The sequence below is a fragment of the Pseudomonas sp. C8002 genome (genome assembly GCF_013385765.1).
Lineage (GTDB): Bacteria > Pseudomonadota > Gammaproteobacteria > Pseudomonadales > Pseudomonadaceae > Aquipseudomonas.
On the sequence record NZ_JACAPJ010000001.1, the window covers coordinates 266,221 to 280,742 of the forward strand.

Sequence of the window (14,522 nt, forward strand, 5' to 3'; positions counted from 1 at the left end):
GCCCGCTCCCACATTGGGTCTTTGTTGTTCATTCATTATTTATTCGGCAGGACATCCCCACCATGCACCCCAACCCGGCAATCACCCTCGAAAACCAATTCTGCGCCCACAACTATTCCCCCTTGCCGGTGGTGATCGTCAAGGGCGAGGGCGTCTGGGCCATTGGCGATGATGACAAGCGCTACCTGGACATGATGTCGGCCTATTCCGCCGTCAGCCACGGCCATGTCCACCCGCGCATCCGCGCCGCCGCCGTGGCGCAGATCGACAAGATCAGCGTGGTGTCCCGGGCGTTCTACAGCGAACCCTTGGGCAACTTCCTCAAGACCTTGTGCCGCATCACGGGCTTCGACTCGGCCCTGCCGATGAACAGTGGCGCCGAAGCTGTGGAAACCGCGATCAAGGCGGCGCGACGCTGGGGCTACCGGATCAAGGGCATCCCGGCCAATCAGGCCAACATCGTGGTGGCCGACAACAATTTCCACGGCCGCACCTCGACCATCGTCGGCTTCTCGTCGGAGGCGGACTACAAGGCCGACTTCGGCCCATTCTGCAACGGTTTCACCGAGGCGCGCTTCGGTGACATCGAGAGTTTCCGCCAGGCCATTACCGCCGACACCTGCGCGGTGCTGATCGAGCCGATCCAGGGCGAGGCCGGCATTCGCGTGCCGCCCGCAGGTTTCCTGCGGGAACTGCGCCAGCTGTGCGACCAGACCAACACCTTGCTGATCCTCGATGAGATCCAGTCCGGCCTGGGCCGTACCGGCAAGTGGTTTGCCTTCCAGCACGAAGGCATTCGCCCCGATGCATTGATCCTCGGCAAAGCCCTGGGCGGCGGGATCATGCCGGTGTCGGCGTTCGTCGCTGATCATTCGATCATGGACCTGTTCGACGCCGGCAGCCACGGCTCGACCTTCGGCGGCAACCCGTTGGCGGCGGCCATTGGCCTGGAAGCGTTGAAGGTGCTGGAAGAGGAGGGCTTGATCGATAACAGCGCGCAACTGGGCCATTACCTGGTGGAGCGCCTGAAGGCCATGCACTCGCCGGCCATCCGCGAGATTCGCGGGCGTGGCTTGTGGGTCGGCGTGGAACTGGACCGCGATGCGCGGCCCATCTGCGAAGCGCTGCTGGCCGAAGGGCTGCTGACCAAGGAAACCCACGAAAACGTACTGCGCATCGCACCGCCGTTGTCCATTACCCGCGAAGAACTGGACTGGGGCCTTGAGCGTATCGAGCGGGTATTCAAACAGCTATGAGTGAGTATCTCAGTCACCTCGACATCGACGGCCAGCGCTTTGCCTGGATCGACCTGCACCAGTTGCTGACCCCGGCGCAACTGCAGCGCCTGCCGTATTCCGTGCGCATTCTCCTGGAAAACATTGCCCGCTGTGCCCCGGCTTCATTGCCACAGGTAGCGGCGCGGGCCATCGGCGAAGGGCCGGATTGCGAGGTGCCGTTCCAGCCCAACCGGCTGATGTTCCACGACACCACGTGCCTGCCGGCCCTGGCGGATTTCGCCGGCATGCGCGATGTGGTGGCCGAGCTGGGCGGTGATCCACGGGCGGTGAACCCTTCGATCCCGGCGGTGCTGACCATCGACCATTCGGTGATCGTCGAGCACTACGCCGAGGCGGGCGCGGTGGATGCCAACCTGGACATCGATTTTCGCCGCAACAGCGAGCGCTACCGTTTTATCAAGTGGGCCCAGGCCAGCCTGGATAACTTCAAGGTGATCCCGCCGGGCACCGGGATCATCCACCAGATGAACATGGAGTCCATCGCCCAGGTGGTGTGGGAAAGCGCGCCGCGCAACGGCCACGTGCTGTTGCACCCCGACTGCATGGTCGCCACCGACAGCCACACGCCGATGATCAATGCCATCGGCGTGCTGGGCTGGGGCGTTGGCGGGCTGGAAGGGCAGGCGGCGATGCTCGGCGAACCGGTGCCAATTCCTTATCCGCAGGTGGTGGGCATTCGCGTCACCAATGCGTTGCGCGACGGCGTGACGGCCACTGACCTGGCACTGACGGTGACTGAACTGCTGCGCCGGCGCAGCATGGTCGGCAAGTTTGTCGAGTTCACCGGGCCGGGCCTGGCGTCCCTGAGTTGGGCGGCGCGGGGCACCGTGGCGAACATGGCGCCGGAATACGGTGCCACCGTGGTGTTTTTCCCGTTTGATGACGAGACGCTGGCGTACCTGACCCTGAGTGCGCGCCCGCAGGCCTTGATCAACAAGGTCTCGGCCTACATGTCGGCGCAATCTCTGTGGCGCCGGGACGACGATCCCGAGCCGGTGTTCGATGAGTTGATCGAGCTGGATCTGGCGCAGGTTGAACCGAGTGTCGCCGGCCCGCATCAGCCCCATCAGCGCCAGTCCCTGGCCCACGCCGGGGCGTCGTTTCATCAGCATGTATGCGCGCAAAAGCAGGATTTCTTCGAGCCGTCATTCCAGGTGCCGATCACCCATGGCGCGGTGGTGATGTCGGCCATCACCAGTTGCACCAACACCGCCAACCCGGCGCAGATGATCCAGGCCGGGCTCTTCGCCCGCAACGCCCGCGCCCGTGGGCTGACGCGCAAACCGTGGGTCAAGACGTCGCTGTCGCCAGGCTCACGGGTGGTGGCCGATTACCTGGAAGCCGCCGGCTTGCTGGAGGATTTCGCCGCGCTGGGTTTCGACCTGGCGGGCTTTGGCTGCATGACCTGCATCGGTAATTCCGGCAGCCTCGAACGCCATGTCGAGACGTTCGCCGAGCAGGGCTTGAAAGGCGTGGTGGTGCTCTCGGGCAACCGCAATTTCGAAGGCCGGGTCAACCCGAAAGTCCCTGCCGGCTACCTTGCTTCGCCCGCGTTGTGCGTGGCCTATGCGATTGCCGGCAGCATCGACACCGACCTGTCGGCCCAGCCGCTGGCGATGGATGCCCACGGCCAGCCGGTGTTCCTGCATGAGTTGATGCCCAGCGAAGCCGAGGTGGCCGCGCAAGTGGCGGCGGTGGTGCGCCCGGCGCTGTTTCACCAGCGCCAGGCACTGCTGTGGCAAGGCACTCACCATTGGCAGGCGCTGGAAGCCGACGCCAGCGTGCAGTTTGCCTGGCACCCGGCCTCCACTTACCTGCGCCGCCCGCAGTACCTTGCCGGGGTAACGCCGGTGCCGGCCGCGTCCTTGGCCATCAGCAACGCCCGGGCTTTGGTGGTGCTGGGGGATAACGTCACCACCGACCATATCTCCCCGGCTGGCACGATTCCGGCCGACAGCCTGGCCGGGCACTGGCTGCGGGAGCGCGGTGAAGCGCTGGCGGACCTCAACCAGTATTCGACCCGGCGCAGCAACCACGAAGTGATGGTGCGCGGCGCGTTTACCAACCCGCGCCTGAACAATCTGCTGTCCTGCGACCAGCCCCCGCGCCAGGGCGTCTGGGCCTGGAATGCCGACCGCAGCGACTACCTGCCGCTGTACCTCGCCGCCCAAAGCTACGCCGGTACACCCACCGTGTTGTTCGCCGGGATCAACTACGGTGCCGGCTCCAGCCGCGACTGGGCAGCGAAGGTCCTGACCCTGCTGGGGATCAAGGTGGTGGTGGCCCGCAGCATCGAGCGAATCCATCGCAGTAACCTGATCGGCATGGGCGTGTTGCCGCTGGTGTTCGATGAGGGCGCATCGGTGCAGGACTTGAACCTCGACGGCAGTGAGTCCCTGAGCTTCCTCGGCCTGGACGCGTTGCAGGTCGGCGACAACCCGATCACCTTGCAGATTGACCGCGCCACCGGTGAGACCACGCGTACCCCCCTGACCTTGCGCCTCGACTCGTTGCAGGAGGTTGGTTACCTTGAACACGGCGGCGTCTTGCCCTTCGTCATTCGCAAGACCGTGCAAAGAACCGTTCAAGGAGCGCGTAATGATTGACCCGCAGGTACTGCAACAACTGGCCCCCGAGGGTGTGCTCAGGGCTGCCATCAACTTTGGCAACCCGGTGCTGGCCCAGCGCGGCGAGGACGGCCAGCCCCAGGGCGTGTCGGTGGCGCTGGCCAGGGCCCTGGCCGATGAGTTGGCGGTCGACCTTGAGTTGATCACTTTTGATGCGGCGGGCAAGGTCTTCGCCGCGCTGGGCGATGACCGCTGGCGCGTGGCATTCCTGGCCATCGAACCGGTGCGCGAGCAGGAAATCGCCTTCAGCGCGCCCTACGTGATCATCAAGGGTACGTACCTGGTGGCGGTGGATTCACCCCTGGGCAGCGTGTCCCAACTCGATGCTCCGGGCCAAAGCATCGCTGTCGGCCAGGGTGCCGCGTATGACCTGTACCTGAGCCGCACAGTGCAGCATGCCGAACTGGTGCGCGCGCCGACCTCGGCGGGTGCCGTAGACCTGTTTATCGAGCAAGGCCTGAACGCCGCGGCCGGGGTTCGGGATTACTTGCAAACCCGGCTGGATGAGCGCTGGCGCCTGCTGGAGGATGACTTCATGAGCATCAGCCAGGCGGTCGCGGTACCGGTAGCGCACGCAGCCGCTGCCGCGTTCGTCAAATCCTTTGTCGAACGGCAGAAAGCCAATGGTCTGGTAAGACAGGCGTTGTTGCGCAGCGGGCAAAGCCCGGAACTGGCGGCGCCTTAGAGACGGCGCAGGAAGGATTTGACGATTTGCTGGGTGGCCTGGGTGGTATCCAGGTCTTCCAGGCGTGTGTAGGGATGCCACTGGCATTCCTTGATTTCGCTCAGTGGCCGGGCTTCGTCGATATTCACCACCGACGCCTCGAACACATGGTGCAGGGTGTCGCTGGCCTTCAGCTCCTGCAATAACAGCAAACCGTCCACGTTCAGCCCGGTTTCCTCTTCCAGCTCCCGCGCGGCCGCGCCCACTGGCCGCTCATCGCGCTCGACCTTGCCGCCGGGCAATGCCCATTTCGATCGGGCTTTACGCACGAACAGGATGTGCCCGTCGTGCTCGCAAATCACCGTGGCCCTTATTTTCATCGTCTGTGCCCCCGCAGCTGGATGATTGTCATAAAAGTGTAATGCAATTGTCATGCTCAGTCTTTATCCGGCAGGGTGGAGAGGGGGCCGGAAAACACCGATACTGCCCCATCGAAAAAAACTCACCTGAAGGAGATGCAGATGAACACCGTACGCTGGGGCATGATCGGCTGTGGCGATGTCACTGAACTCAAGAGTGGACCCGCCTTCTACAAAGCGCCAGGTTCTGCGCTGGTGGCCGTGATGGGGCGGCGCGAGGAGGCCGTGCGCGATTATGCGGCACGCCACGGCATTGCCCGTTTCTACACTGACGCCCAGGCGCTGATCGACGACCCGGAAGTAGACGCGGTCTACATCGCCACACCGCCCGACAGCCACCTCGAATACAGCCTGATGGTGGCCGCTGCCGGCAAGCATTGCTGCGTCGAGAAGCCCATGTCCCTGAATGCCGAGCAAAGCGCGCTGATGCAGCGCACCTTCGAACAGGCCGGGCTGCACCTGTTTGTCTCCTATTACCGGCGTTCCCTGCCACGCTTCCAGCAGGTGCGGGACTGGCTGCAGGACGGGCGCATCGGCGAATTGCGTCATCTGACCTGGACCCTGTGCAAGCCGCCTTCGGAAGACGATGCCAGCAGTGCCAACTGGCGCACCGACCCGGCGATTGCCGGCGGCGGGTATTTTGCCGACCTGGCCAGCCACGGTTTTGACCTGTTCCAGTACCTGGTCGGGGATATCGTCGAGGTGGCCGGGTTTACCGCGCGCCAGGCGGGGCGCTATGCCGCCGAAGATGCCGTCACCGCCTGCTGGACCTTCGCCTCGGGCGCGCTGGGCATGGGCTGCTGGAACTTTGTCGCCGACCGGCGCGAAGACCGGGTGGAGATGATCGGCAGCAAGGGCCGCATCACGTTTTCGGTGTTCGATGAGGCGCCGTTGCGGCTTGAGGGCGAGACCAGCGAGGTGCTGGAGGTGCCCAACCATGCACATATCCAGTGGTATCACGTGCTGGGGATGAATGCGCATATTCGCGGCGAGAGCAAACACCCGGCACTGGCGATCGAGGCGTTGAAGACCGACCGGGTCATGGACCGGGTGCTACAACGTAACCCCAACCTGGCGGTCTAGCGGTGCTTTAATTTTGTCTTTTTAAGGAATGAACGGATGAAAATGAAAGCAGCCTGGATTGTGCTTTGCCTGGCGTTGGCCGGGGCCGCGACAGCAGCGCCGCGGGCCCAGGGGCAGGCCGGGGAGTTTGACTTTTATGTGTTGTCGCTGTCCTGGTCGCCGACCTTCTGCCTGACGCACCCGGACGACCAGCAGTGTTCGGGCAAGGGCTACGGGTTTGTCCTGCATGGGCTGTGGCCGCAGTACGCGAAGGGCGGCTGGCCGGCGTCGTGTGAGCCGCAGTCGCGCTTGTCGGATGCAGACTTCGCCCGGGGCAGGACGCTGTTCCCGTCGCCCAAACTGCTCAGGCATGAATGGGCCAAGCACGGCACCTGCAGCGGCCTTGAGGCTTCGGCTTACCTGGACAAGACCGATGCAGCGCTCAGCGTGGTCAAGATCCCGCAGCCGCTTGAGCCCTTCAATGTCCGAAGCGGCCTGGGCGCGCGGGACATCGAAGCGCTGTTTCGCGAGAGCAACCCGGCGATGGGCAACCATGGCCTTGCGGTGATCTGCAAGGGTGCCGTGCTGACCGAGGTGCGGGTGTGCCTGACCAAGGACCTGGCGTTTGCCGGCTGCCCGCGCAGCGTCAAGAGCCAGTGCCGGGATGGCGATATTCGGATCCCGACCCAGCGCTAAGCGGACTCAGGCGGGCCCATAACCTTTATGGGCCTGCTCGATCTCCTCCACCAGGCGGTCAATGCCCGCCAGGCGTGCCCGGTTGTCGTGGTCCCAGGGATGGAACCCGGGCTTGAAGTAATGCAACCAGGGCAGCGCCATGCGCGGGAACACGCCCTTGGGCCCGTACAGAAACTTGAGCATCCGCCAGAAGCCCTTCAAATGCCCGCCCGAACGCCGGTCGGCAAACAACAGGCGCAGGTGAAAGTCCAGGATCGTCAGCCAGAACAGCCCCGTGGTGATGAGCATGGTGGAAGTGCGCAGCAGATAACGCTTGGGCCCGGGCTTGATCACGCTGTTCCACACATCAAACGCCACCGCCTTGTGCTCGGTTTCTTCCAGGGCATGCCAGTACCACATCTGCTGGTAACCCTTGACCGAATCCCCGAACCGCGACGGGTCGCTGAGGAGGATTTCCGCGAGCATCGCGGTGTAGTGCTCCAGGGCAATGGTCACCGCCAGGTTGAAGGAGGCGGGCAGGTATTTCTTTTGCGCGTCGAGGATCATCTTCAGCCGACGGTCGAGGGTATTCGCCGGCAGCCCTGCGGCTTGCAGCAGGTCGTTGTAGGCCACGTGCTCGCGGCTGTGCATGGCTTCCTGGCCGATGAAACCCTGGATTTCTTTCTTCAGCTCCGGGTCTTCGATGCGCTGGCGGTAGTGACGCACGCTGTCCATGAAGAACAGTTCGCCCTGGGGAAACAGCAACGACAGTGCGTTGAAAAAGTGGGTAATGAACGGGCCTTGTTCATGCCAGTCCTTGATGCGTTCGGCCGGCAGGGCAAAACGGAGGTCGCGGCGAATCGGCAGCATGGTCGGTACTCCAGTTCAGAGACGGTGCTCTTCGTTGGTTTCAAGGACGGGCGAGGGCGCATTGCGTTGCTTGGGCGCCATGCGTTTGCTGGCCAACACCACCAGCGCTTGATAGGCGGCAGGCAGGCAGCGGGCGAGCAGGTCCAGAAAATAGGCGTCGCGGCCAATCAGCACGCGGCGTTTGTTTTTGCGTACGCCTTGCAGGATCACTTTGGCGGCCTGGTCGGCGTCGGTGATGAACAGCTTTTCGAAGTCGGCCCGGGCCTGCTGTTCGCTGTGAATCAGGAAGCCGGTCATGTTGGCGTCGATCCGGCTGCTGCGGCAGATGTCGGTGCGGATCCCGCCAGGATGCACGCAGGTGGCCGAGACCCCGCTTTTCTGCAGGTCGAGTTCCTGGCGCAAGGACTCGGTAAAACCACGCACGGCGAACTTGGTGGCGTTGTAGCCGCTCATGCCCGGCTGGGCGAACAGGCCGAACACGCTGGAAGTGTTGACTACATGCCCGTCGCCGCTGGCCTTGAGGTACGGCAAAAAGGCCTTGGTGCCGTACACCACGCCCCAGAAGTTGATCCCGACGATCCATTCCAGGTCGGTGTAGTCCACGCCTTCGACGGTGCTCGACAGCGCGACGCCGGCGTTGTTGAAGATCAGGTTGATCTGGCCATGTTCGGCGGCGCATCGGGCGGCCCAGTCTTCCACGGCCTGGCGCTCGGAAACGTCCAGCACCTGCGAGGTGACCAGCACCGGTGCAAGCACCTGGGCCTTGATCAGTGCGACGGTCTGCTCCAGGCCCTGGCTGTTTTTATCCGCCAGCGCCAGGTGGCAGCCTTCACGCGCCAACGCCAGGGCCAAGGCGCGGCCCATGCCGGAAGCGGCGCCGGTAATGGCCGCCACGCGGCCGTTGAATGACTTCATGACAGGCTCCCTTCTGCGGTGGTGTGGGGCGTTGCGGCCGGGCGCGCGGTGGACGGTATCGGCACCAGGCTGGCGACGTAGTCCTTGAGGGCGAAATGCCGGGTGACCTGCTTGAAACGCCAGGTGGAGCCGGGCCACAGCGTGGTGTTCTTGCCGGTGCGAGGGTCCAGGTACCAGCTCTTGCAGCCGCCGGTGGACCAGATGGTGCCGTTGAGTTTTTCCTGCAGCCTGGCGTTGTAGGCCAGTTCCACCGCCGGCTTGACGTCCACAGTGGCGATGCGATGACGCTGCATTTGCTGCAGGGCATCGAGGATGTAGGTGACCTGGGCCTCGATCATCAGAATCATCGAGTTATGCCCCAGCCCGGTGTTGGGGCCGACGATCAGGAACAGGTTCGGATAACCCGGCACCGTGGTGCCCAGGTAGGCGTGGGCGCCGTCTTGCCAGGTGTCCATCAGGTCGATGCCGTGGCGCCCGATGATGCAGTTGCGGGGCAGCGGATCGGTGGCCTGGAAGCCGGTGCCGAAGATGAGGCAGTCAGCCGGGTGCTTGATGCCGTCGGCGGTGATCACCCCGTCCGCCTCGATGCGCAGCACGTTGTCGGTTACCACCTGCACATTGCTGCGGGACAGGGCCGGGTAGTAGTCGTTGGAGATCAGCACGCGCTTGCAGCCGATGGTGTAGTCCGGCGTCAGGGTCTTGCGCAGGGAAGGGCGGGCCACTTGTTTGTGCAGGTGGCGCACGGCGATTTTCTGCACCATTTTCATCAGGCGCGGGTGCAGGGCAAAGCCCACCACGCGACCTTCCAGTGCCCAATAGAACGCGCCGCGTACCAGGCGCTGGGTGAACGGCAGGTGCTTGAAGGCCCAGCGCTCGAAGCGTGAAATCGGCCGGTCGGGCTTGGGCATGATCCACGGCGGGGTGCGCTGGAACAGGTCCAGGTGGGCCACCTGCGGCGCAATCTGCGGCACGAACTGAATGGCACTGGCGCCGGTGCCGATCACCGCCACGCGCTTGCCCTTCAATGAATACTCGTGGTCCCACTGCTGGGAGTGGAAGCGCTTGCCCTTGAAGCTGTCCAGGCCCGGAATATCCGGCAGTGCCGGGCGCGACAGGCCGCCCATTCCCGACACCAGCACCCGCGCACTCACCTGGCGGCCATTGCTGAAGCTCAGGCTCCAGCGCTGTTGCGCCTCATCAAATACCGCCTTCTCCAGGCCCATGCCAAAGCGCAGGAACGGCGCCAGTTCGAAGCGCCGGGCGCACTGCTCCAGGTAGGCGCGAATCTCCGCCTGTGGCGCAAATTGCCGGGTCCAGTCCGGGTTGGGCGCAAAGGAAAACGAATAGACATGGGATTGCACGTCGCAGGCGCAACCGGGGTAGTGGTTGTCCCGCCAGGTGCCGCCGAGAGCATCGGCCTGTTCGGCAATAAAGAAGTCGTGGAACCCGGCTTCCTTGAGTTTGATCGCCATGCACAGCCCGGCAAATCCGGAACCGATGATGGCGATGTCGATGGTGTCATGGGCATTCATAGGCTGTCCCTCGTGGGCCGGTGGCGCCTTACGGGTGTCGACATCGGATGTGCTCCTTGTTTTTGTTTTGGCTTTTTAGATAGAACACCATTGCAAAGGAAAATTGAATTATTTATTTTAAAAAAGATTTTAAATAATCTACCTGAAAATATCGTCTAGGCTACGACCCAGTTCCTCATGTGCGACTTATCCGACGGACGAGAGCTTGTACGCACACAGTTAAGGTCCAGGGTGGACGATGGCTGAGGCCTTGACCAATACCGGTCGGGCCGCCAGCAACGCAGGGATGCAGAGGACCGAGCTATGGCTGTCGAGTGGGTTGTCGCTGCGGGTGTGTGTGTAGGGTTAAGCGTAGTGTTGTGGGCCTTCAGTGCCCGGATGACACGGCGTATAGAGGCTGCTGTTCCGATCAACGGGCGCTTTCTGGAGATCAACGGCGAGCGCTTTCATTATGTAGACGAGGGCAAGGGCCCACCGCTGGTGATGATCCACGGGCTGATGGGCAGCAGTCGCAACTTGACGTACGCCTTGTCTGCCCAATTGCGTGAGCACTTTCGAGTGATCACCTTGGATCGTCCGGGGTCGGGTTATTCCACCCGGCATGCCGGCACGGCCGCGGACCTGCCTGGCCAGGCCCGGCAAGTCGCCAGCTTTATCCAGACGCTGGACCTGGATAAGCCGCTGGTGCTGGGGCATTCCCTCGGCGGGGCGATCTCCCTGGCACTGGCACTGGACCATCCCCACGCGGTGTCCGGATTGATCCTGGTGGCGCCCCTGACCCATCCCCAGCGCCTGCTGCCGCTGGTGTTTATGTCGTTGGCGATACGCCCGGGATGGCTGCGACGCTTTATGTCGCACACCCTGACCATGCCGATCGGATTGCTGACCAAAGGCTCGGTGGTCAAGGGCGTGTTTGCCCCCGACCCGGCCCCGGAAGACTTCGCCACCCGTGGCGGCGGCTTGTTGGGCATGCGGCCCGAGAACTTCTATGCCGCCTCCACCGAGATCAACCTGGTCAATGATTTCCTGCCGGACATGGTCAAGCGCTACCCGCAGCTGACGTTGCCGATCGGGCTGATCTATGGCGCGCAGGACAAGGTGCTGGATTTCCGCAAACACGGGCAGGCCCTGGCCAGCCTGGTGCCGGGCCTGAAGCTGCAGCTGGTGGAAGGGCGCGGGCATATGTTGCCGATCACGGCCACCGAGCGTGTCGCGGCGGTGGTCGAGCAGATAGCCAAGCGCGTCCGGCCGCCGGAAAGCGCCACGGTGTTGCACCCGCCGTTTGCGTTGGCGAGTAAATAATTGTGCGACTGAACTCGCGGTTCGAACTCGTCAATGCTTGCCCTAGACACCTGACCAAACGGCTGAAAAAGAGACTGCCCGGTCACGTTCAAAAGGGTTCAAGAAACTAGTTGACGACCTAACGATTCCGCGCTATTTATTTAAAAAAATTATTTCAATGTCTAATTTGAAACAATTTTTGAAATGCCTAAGAGCGAATAAAATAATGAAAAAAACGCCTTTTATCGCATGGTTGAATTCTCGGGGCAGTCACCGCTCCGTGTACCTGTCCAGTGTTGATTTTTGCTCCCTGCCTGCCTGCGTCGTGCGGAGGCTGCCATGAATCAGACCCTGGCTGCCCCGAACGTCTGGACCGACGGCAAGCGCCACCTGTGGTGGCTCGGCATCATGCCCCTGGCAACCCCAATTCTCTCTGGCGCCCTGGCCATCACTACCGGCGTGCAACAACTGTGGTGGGTCGGTGTGCTGGTGATCTTCGGCCTGATCCCGCTGATCGACGGCCTGCTGGGTGAAGACGTCAGTAACCCGCCCGAGTCCGCCGTCAGCAACCTCGAATCCCAAAGCTACTACCGCTGGATCGTCTACACCGGCGTGCTGTTTGTCATCTCATCCCTGGTGGTCACCGGGTGGCTGGCCGCAGGCGGTATCGACTGGATTATCAATGGCGGCCTGTTGCATGCCACCGCCACCCTGGACCCGTCGAGCTGGCTGGCGAAAACCGCCGCGTTCATCACCGCGCGCACCGAGCTGCATGGCCAGGTGAGCTGGTTCACCTACCTGGGCATGGCGATGTCCACTGGCGCTGCCACCGGCATTGCCATCAACACCGCCCATGAGCTGGGGCACAAGCCGCGCCTGCTGGAAGTCGTGCTGGCCAAGATCACCCTGGCGCCGACCTTCTACGGGCACTTCTACACCGAACACAACCGTGGCCACCACGTGCGCGTCGCCACCCCGGAAGACCCGGCCAGTTCGCGGTTGGGGGAGAGCTTCTGGGCCTTCCTGCCGCGCTCGGTATGGTTCAGCGCCCGCTCGGCGTGGAACCTGGAGCGTGAACGCCTGCGCAAACTCGGCCTGCCGGCCTGGCACTGGAAGAACGCCGTACTCAGCGCCTGGATGTACAGCGTGGTGTTGTGGGGCGCGATGATTGCCTGGCTGGGCGCGGCAGTGATTCCATTCCTGATCATCCAGGGCATCTACGGTTTCTCGCTGCTGGAAGTGGTGAACTATGTCGAGCACTACGGCCTGAAACGCCAGAAGTTGCCCAACGGTCGTTATGAGCGTTGCTCGCCACGCCATTCCTGGAACAGTAATCGGATTGTCACCAATATCTTTCTGTTCCAACTGCAGCGGCACTCCGACCATCACGCCAACCCAACCAGAAGTTATCAGTCACTGCGTCATTTTGATGAATCGCCGCAACTCCCATACGGTTATGCCAGCATGATTGTCTGGGCGTATGTGCCGTACTTGTGGCGACGACGCATGGATCACCGGGTACTTAATCATTACGCCGGGGATATCACCCTGACCAATCTTCAACCTTCACAGCGTTTGAAGTACCTGGAGAAGTACAGCAACACCACCAGACCCTTCTAACGAAAGCAGTCAGTTGTAGGGCGTACTCGGGATCTGTGTATCGCGCAGGTTTTCATCGCCCAGGCTTTACCGGTTTCGAGTACGGCTTAGTTGCAAGACAGTTGTTTGACCCGAACAAAAATAAAATTAAGGGAAGGACGTACACCATGCAAACCCCTGCCAAGTTCACCACGCACATTGTATTGGCCGCCCTGGGCCTGATCGTTTACCACCAGGCCCAGGCCGCCCGTATCGAACCTGCCGGCAGCGCGTTTACTGCCCAGGGCCCCATCAGCTTTTCCAAAGGCGCGCTGATCAGCGCGGATTGCACCATCAAGGTCGCCGGCAAAGTGGCGGCGGATGGGTCGTCAGTAAATGTCGACAAAGTTGAGTTCGACGGCGGCCTCAAGTGCAGCCGGGTCGAAGCCATCAACTTGCCGTGGGTATTGGTGGCTAAAGATACCAGGAGCGGCTCGATGTCGAAGATCGCCGTGGATGTGCATGCCTTTGGTTTGGGCGGCAAGTGCGGGCCTTCTACTGCCGATGGAACCTGGGATAACGCCACCGGCAAGTTGGAAGCGTCGAATGTGCCTATCGGCGAAGACTGCAAGATCAAGACGGTGTCGATCAAGATGCCACCGAGTTTCAAAGTTGTTGAGTAACAGTGGGATGTTGTAGCGGTAATTGAATTGAAATTTGGCTGGAAAGGGAAGTTCTGCAGATTCACCGTGACCTCTCGATCATGGCCATTACCCCTGGCGAAATGACTCGCCATAACATGTGAGGAAAAATAATGAAAAGCTTGAAAACCCTCGTGTCTTTGACTGCTTTGACTGTTTGCATGGGTGCTGCTTCGATGGCCAGTGCGGCGACTATCACACCCAATGGAGCGTTTACCACTAACGCCGGGACCATCGTCGTGACTTCGCCGTCGTCCCTGGGGCTTCCTGTCACCTGCGGTATTACGTTCAGCGGGACCGTCACAGGTGGCGTCGCAACCATCACTGGTGCAACGCTTACCGGTGGGGGCCTGTGTGCAGTACCGGTGTTGAAGAATATTCCGTCCCCAGGTTGGGTACTGACTGCAACTGCCTTTAACGCCGGTACCGGGATTGGTGCAGGTACCGTGACCGGTGTGGGTTGGACCATCACCCCAGGTTCCGACTGTGGTCCTTCTCCGTTGACCGTTGCCTGGAATCAGTCGACTCACACGTTGTCTGCATCCAGCCAGACAGTATCCGGTAACTGCAGCGTTCGTTCTTTGAGCGTTGTTGCGCCAACGCTGAGCCTGAACTGATTCACCGATGTAGTGGAACAATGGGCTGATCACCCTGTGGAAGGCAGGTGCCTCGCAAGAGGCACCTGTTCAGGCATACCAAAACAATATAAGCGACCGGAATGCAGCATTGGAGGCGTGTGTTCAGGGGGGGAGAGTTGTATTCACTTTCTGAGGGGGGCGCAGTGCGCGGACCTATCTTCACTCTGGTTTTGACCGTAGCGACGAGTTCTCTTCACGTTAATTCCGGTTTCCGGGATCAAGATAAGTTGCGCAGGCTCTGCAGTAAAACGAAAGCCGGTAA

Annotated in this window: 13 protein-coding genes; 9 read left to right on the forward strand and 4 right to left on the reverse strand. The window is 61.9% G+C overall.

Translation table 11 applies throughout. The features are described 5' to 3' along the window. The first annotated feature begins 62 nt into the window (after positions 1 to 62). Genes rocD through HX814_RS01315 form a run of 3 tightly spaced genes read left to right on the forward strand, consistent with a single transcriptional unit; the run spans position 63 to position 4,610 of the window. Positions 63 to 1,256, forward strand: coding sequence for an ornithine--oxo-acid transaminase (gene rocD, locus HX814_RS01305; protein WP_087694138.1), 1,194 nt, complete (start codon positions 63 to 65; stop codon positions 1,254 to 1,256). After that, positions 1,253 to 3,904, forward strand: coding sequence for an aconitate hydratase AcnA (acnA, locus tag HX814_RS01310; RefSeq protein WP_177008235.1), 2,652 nt, complete (start codon positions 1,253 to 1,255; stop codon positions 3,902 to 3,904). The genes rocD and acnA overlap by 4 nt, the downstream gene beginning before the upstream one ends. Continuing rightward, complete coding sequence (locus tag HX814_RS01315) at positions 3,897 to 4,610, forward strand: transporter substrate-binding domain-containing protein (protein ID WP_177008234.1); 714 nt, start codon at positions 3,897 to 3,899, stop codon at positions 4,608 to 4,610. The genes acnA and HX814_RS01315 overlap by 8 nt, the downstream gene beginning before the upstream one ends. Here HX814_RS01315 and HX814_RS01320 read toward each other — a convergent pair. Beyond that, entirely contained in the window at positions 4,607 to 4,969 is a 363-nt protein-coding gene (locus HX814_RS01320; RefSeq protein ID WP_177008233.1) for an NUDIX hydrolase, read from the reverse strand. The genes HX814_RS01315 and HX814_RS01320 overlap by 4 nt on opposite strands. A 141-nt stretch (positions 4,970 to 5,110) precedes the next feature. Here HX814_RS01320 and HX814_RS01325 point away from each other — a divergent pair, with 141 nt between their 5' ends. Further along, a complete protein-coding gene (locus HX814_RS01325; RefSeq protein WP_177008232.1) occupies positions 5,111 to 6,091 on the forward strand; it encodes a Gfo/Idh/MocA family protein in 981 nt (326 codons plus the stop codon). Between the two features lie 36 nt (positions 6,092 to 6,127). Further along, positions 6,128 to 6,766 (forward strand): ribonuclease T2, encoded by a 639-nt coding sequence (locus HX814_RS01330; protein ID WP_371317080.1) that lies wholly within the window; start codon positions 6,128 to 6,130, stop codon positions 6,764 to 6,766. 6 nt (positions 6,767 to 6,772) lie between these two features. Here the strand turns inward: HX814_RS01330 and HX814_RS01335 are convergent, their stop codons facing one another. From HX814_RS01335 to HX814_RS01345, 3 genes are read right to left on the reverse strand one after another with little or no spacing between them, the layout of a single operon-like run. Then, entirely contained in the window at positions 6,773 to 7,615 is an 843-nt protein-coding gene (locus HX814_RS01335; RefSeq protein WP_003214649.1) for a metal-dependent hydrolase, read from the reverse strand. 15 nt (positions 7,616 to 7,630) lie between these two features. Then, on the reverse strand, positions 7,631 to 8,530 hold the full coding sequence (locus tag HX814_RS01340) for an SDR family oxidoreductase (protein ID WP_003214652.1): 900 nt from the start codon (positions 8,528 to 8,530) through the stop codon (positions 7,631 to 7,633). Continuing rightward, positions 8,527 to 10,062 carry an NAD(P)/FAD-dependent oxidoreductase gene (locus HX814_RS01345; protein ID WP_003214655.1) on the reverse strand — a complete coding sequence of 512 codons (1,536 nt, stop codon included), beginning with the start codon at positions 10,060 to 10,062 and terminating at the stop codon, positions 8,527 to 8,529. The genes HX814_RS01340 and HX814_RS01345 overlap by 4 nt, the downstream gene beginning before the upstream one ends. A gap of 303 nt (positions 10,063 to 10,365) precedes the next feature. Between HX814_RS01345 and HX814_RS01350 the strand changes: the two genes are divergently transcribed. The 4 genes from HX814_RS01350 to praB all read left to right on the forward strand — a co-directional run bounded on the left by HX814_RS01350 (position 10,366) and on the right by praB (position 14,239). Then, positions 10,366 to 11,364 carry an alpha/beta fold hydrolase gene (locus HX814_RS01350; protein WP_177008231.1) on the forward strand — a complete coding sequence of 333 codons (999 nt, stop codon included), beginning with the start codon at positions 10,366 to 10,368 and terminating at the stop codon, positions 11,362 to 11,364. A 318-nt stretch (positions 11,365 to 11,682) separates the two neighbouring features. Then, on the forward strand, positions 11,683 to 12,963 hold the full coding sequence (locus tag HX814_RS01355; protein ID WP_102369301.1) for an alkane 1-monooxygenase: 1,281 nt from the start codon (positions 11,683 to 11,685) through the stop codon (positions 12,961 to 12,963). Between the two features lie 146 nt (positions 12,964 to 13,109). Next, entirely contained in the window at positions 13,110 to 13,604 is a 495-nt protein-coding gene (praA, locus tag HX814_RS01360; protein ID WP_008437144.1) for an alkane oxidation protein activator PraA, read from the forward strand. Between the two features lie 131 nt (positions 13,605 to 13,735). Further along, complete coding sequence (praB, locus tag HX814_RS01365; RefSeq protein WP_177008230.1) at positions 13,736 to 14,239, forward strand: alkane oxidation protein activator PraB; 504 nt, start codon at positions 13,736 to 13,738, stop codon at positions 14,237 to 14,239. Positions 14,240 to 14,522 lie beyond the last annotated feature (283 nt).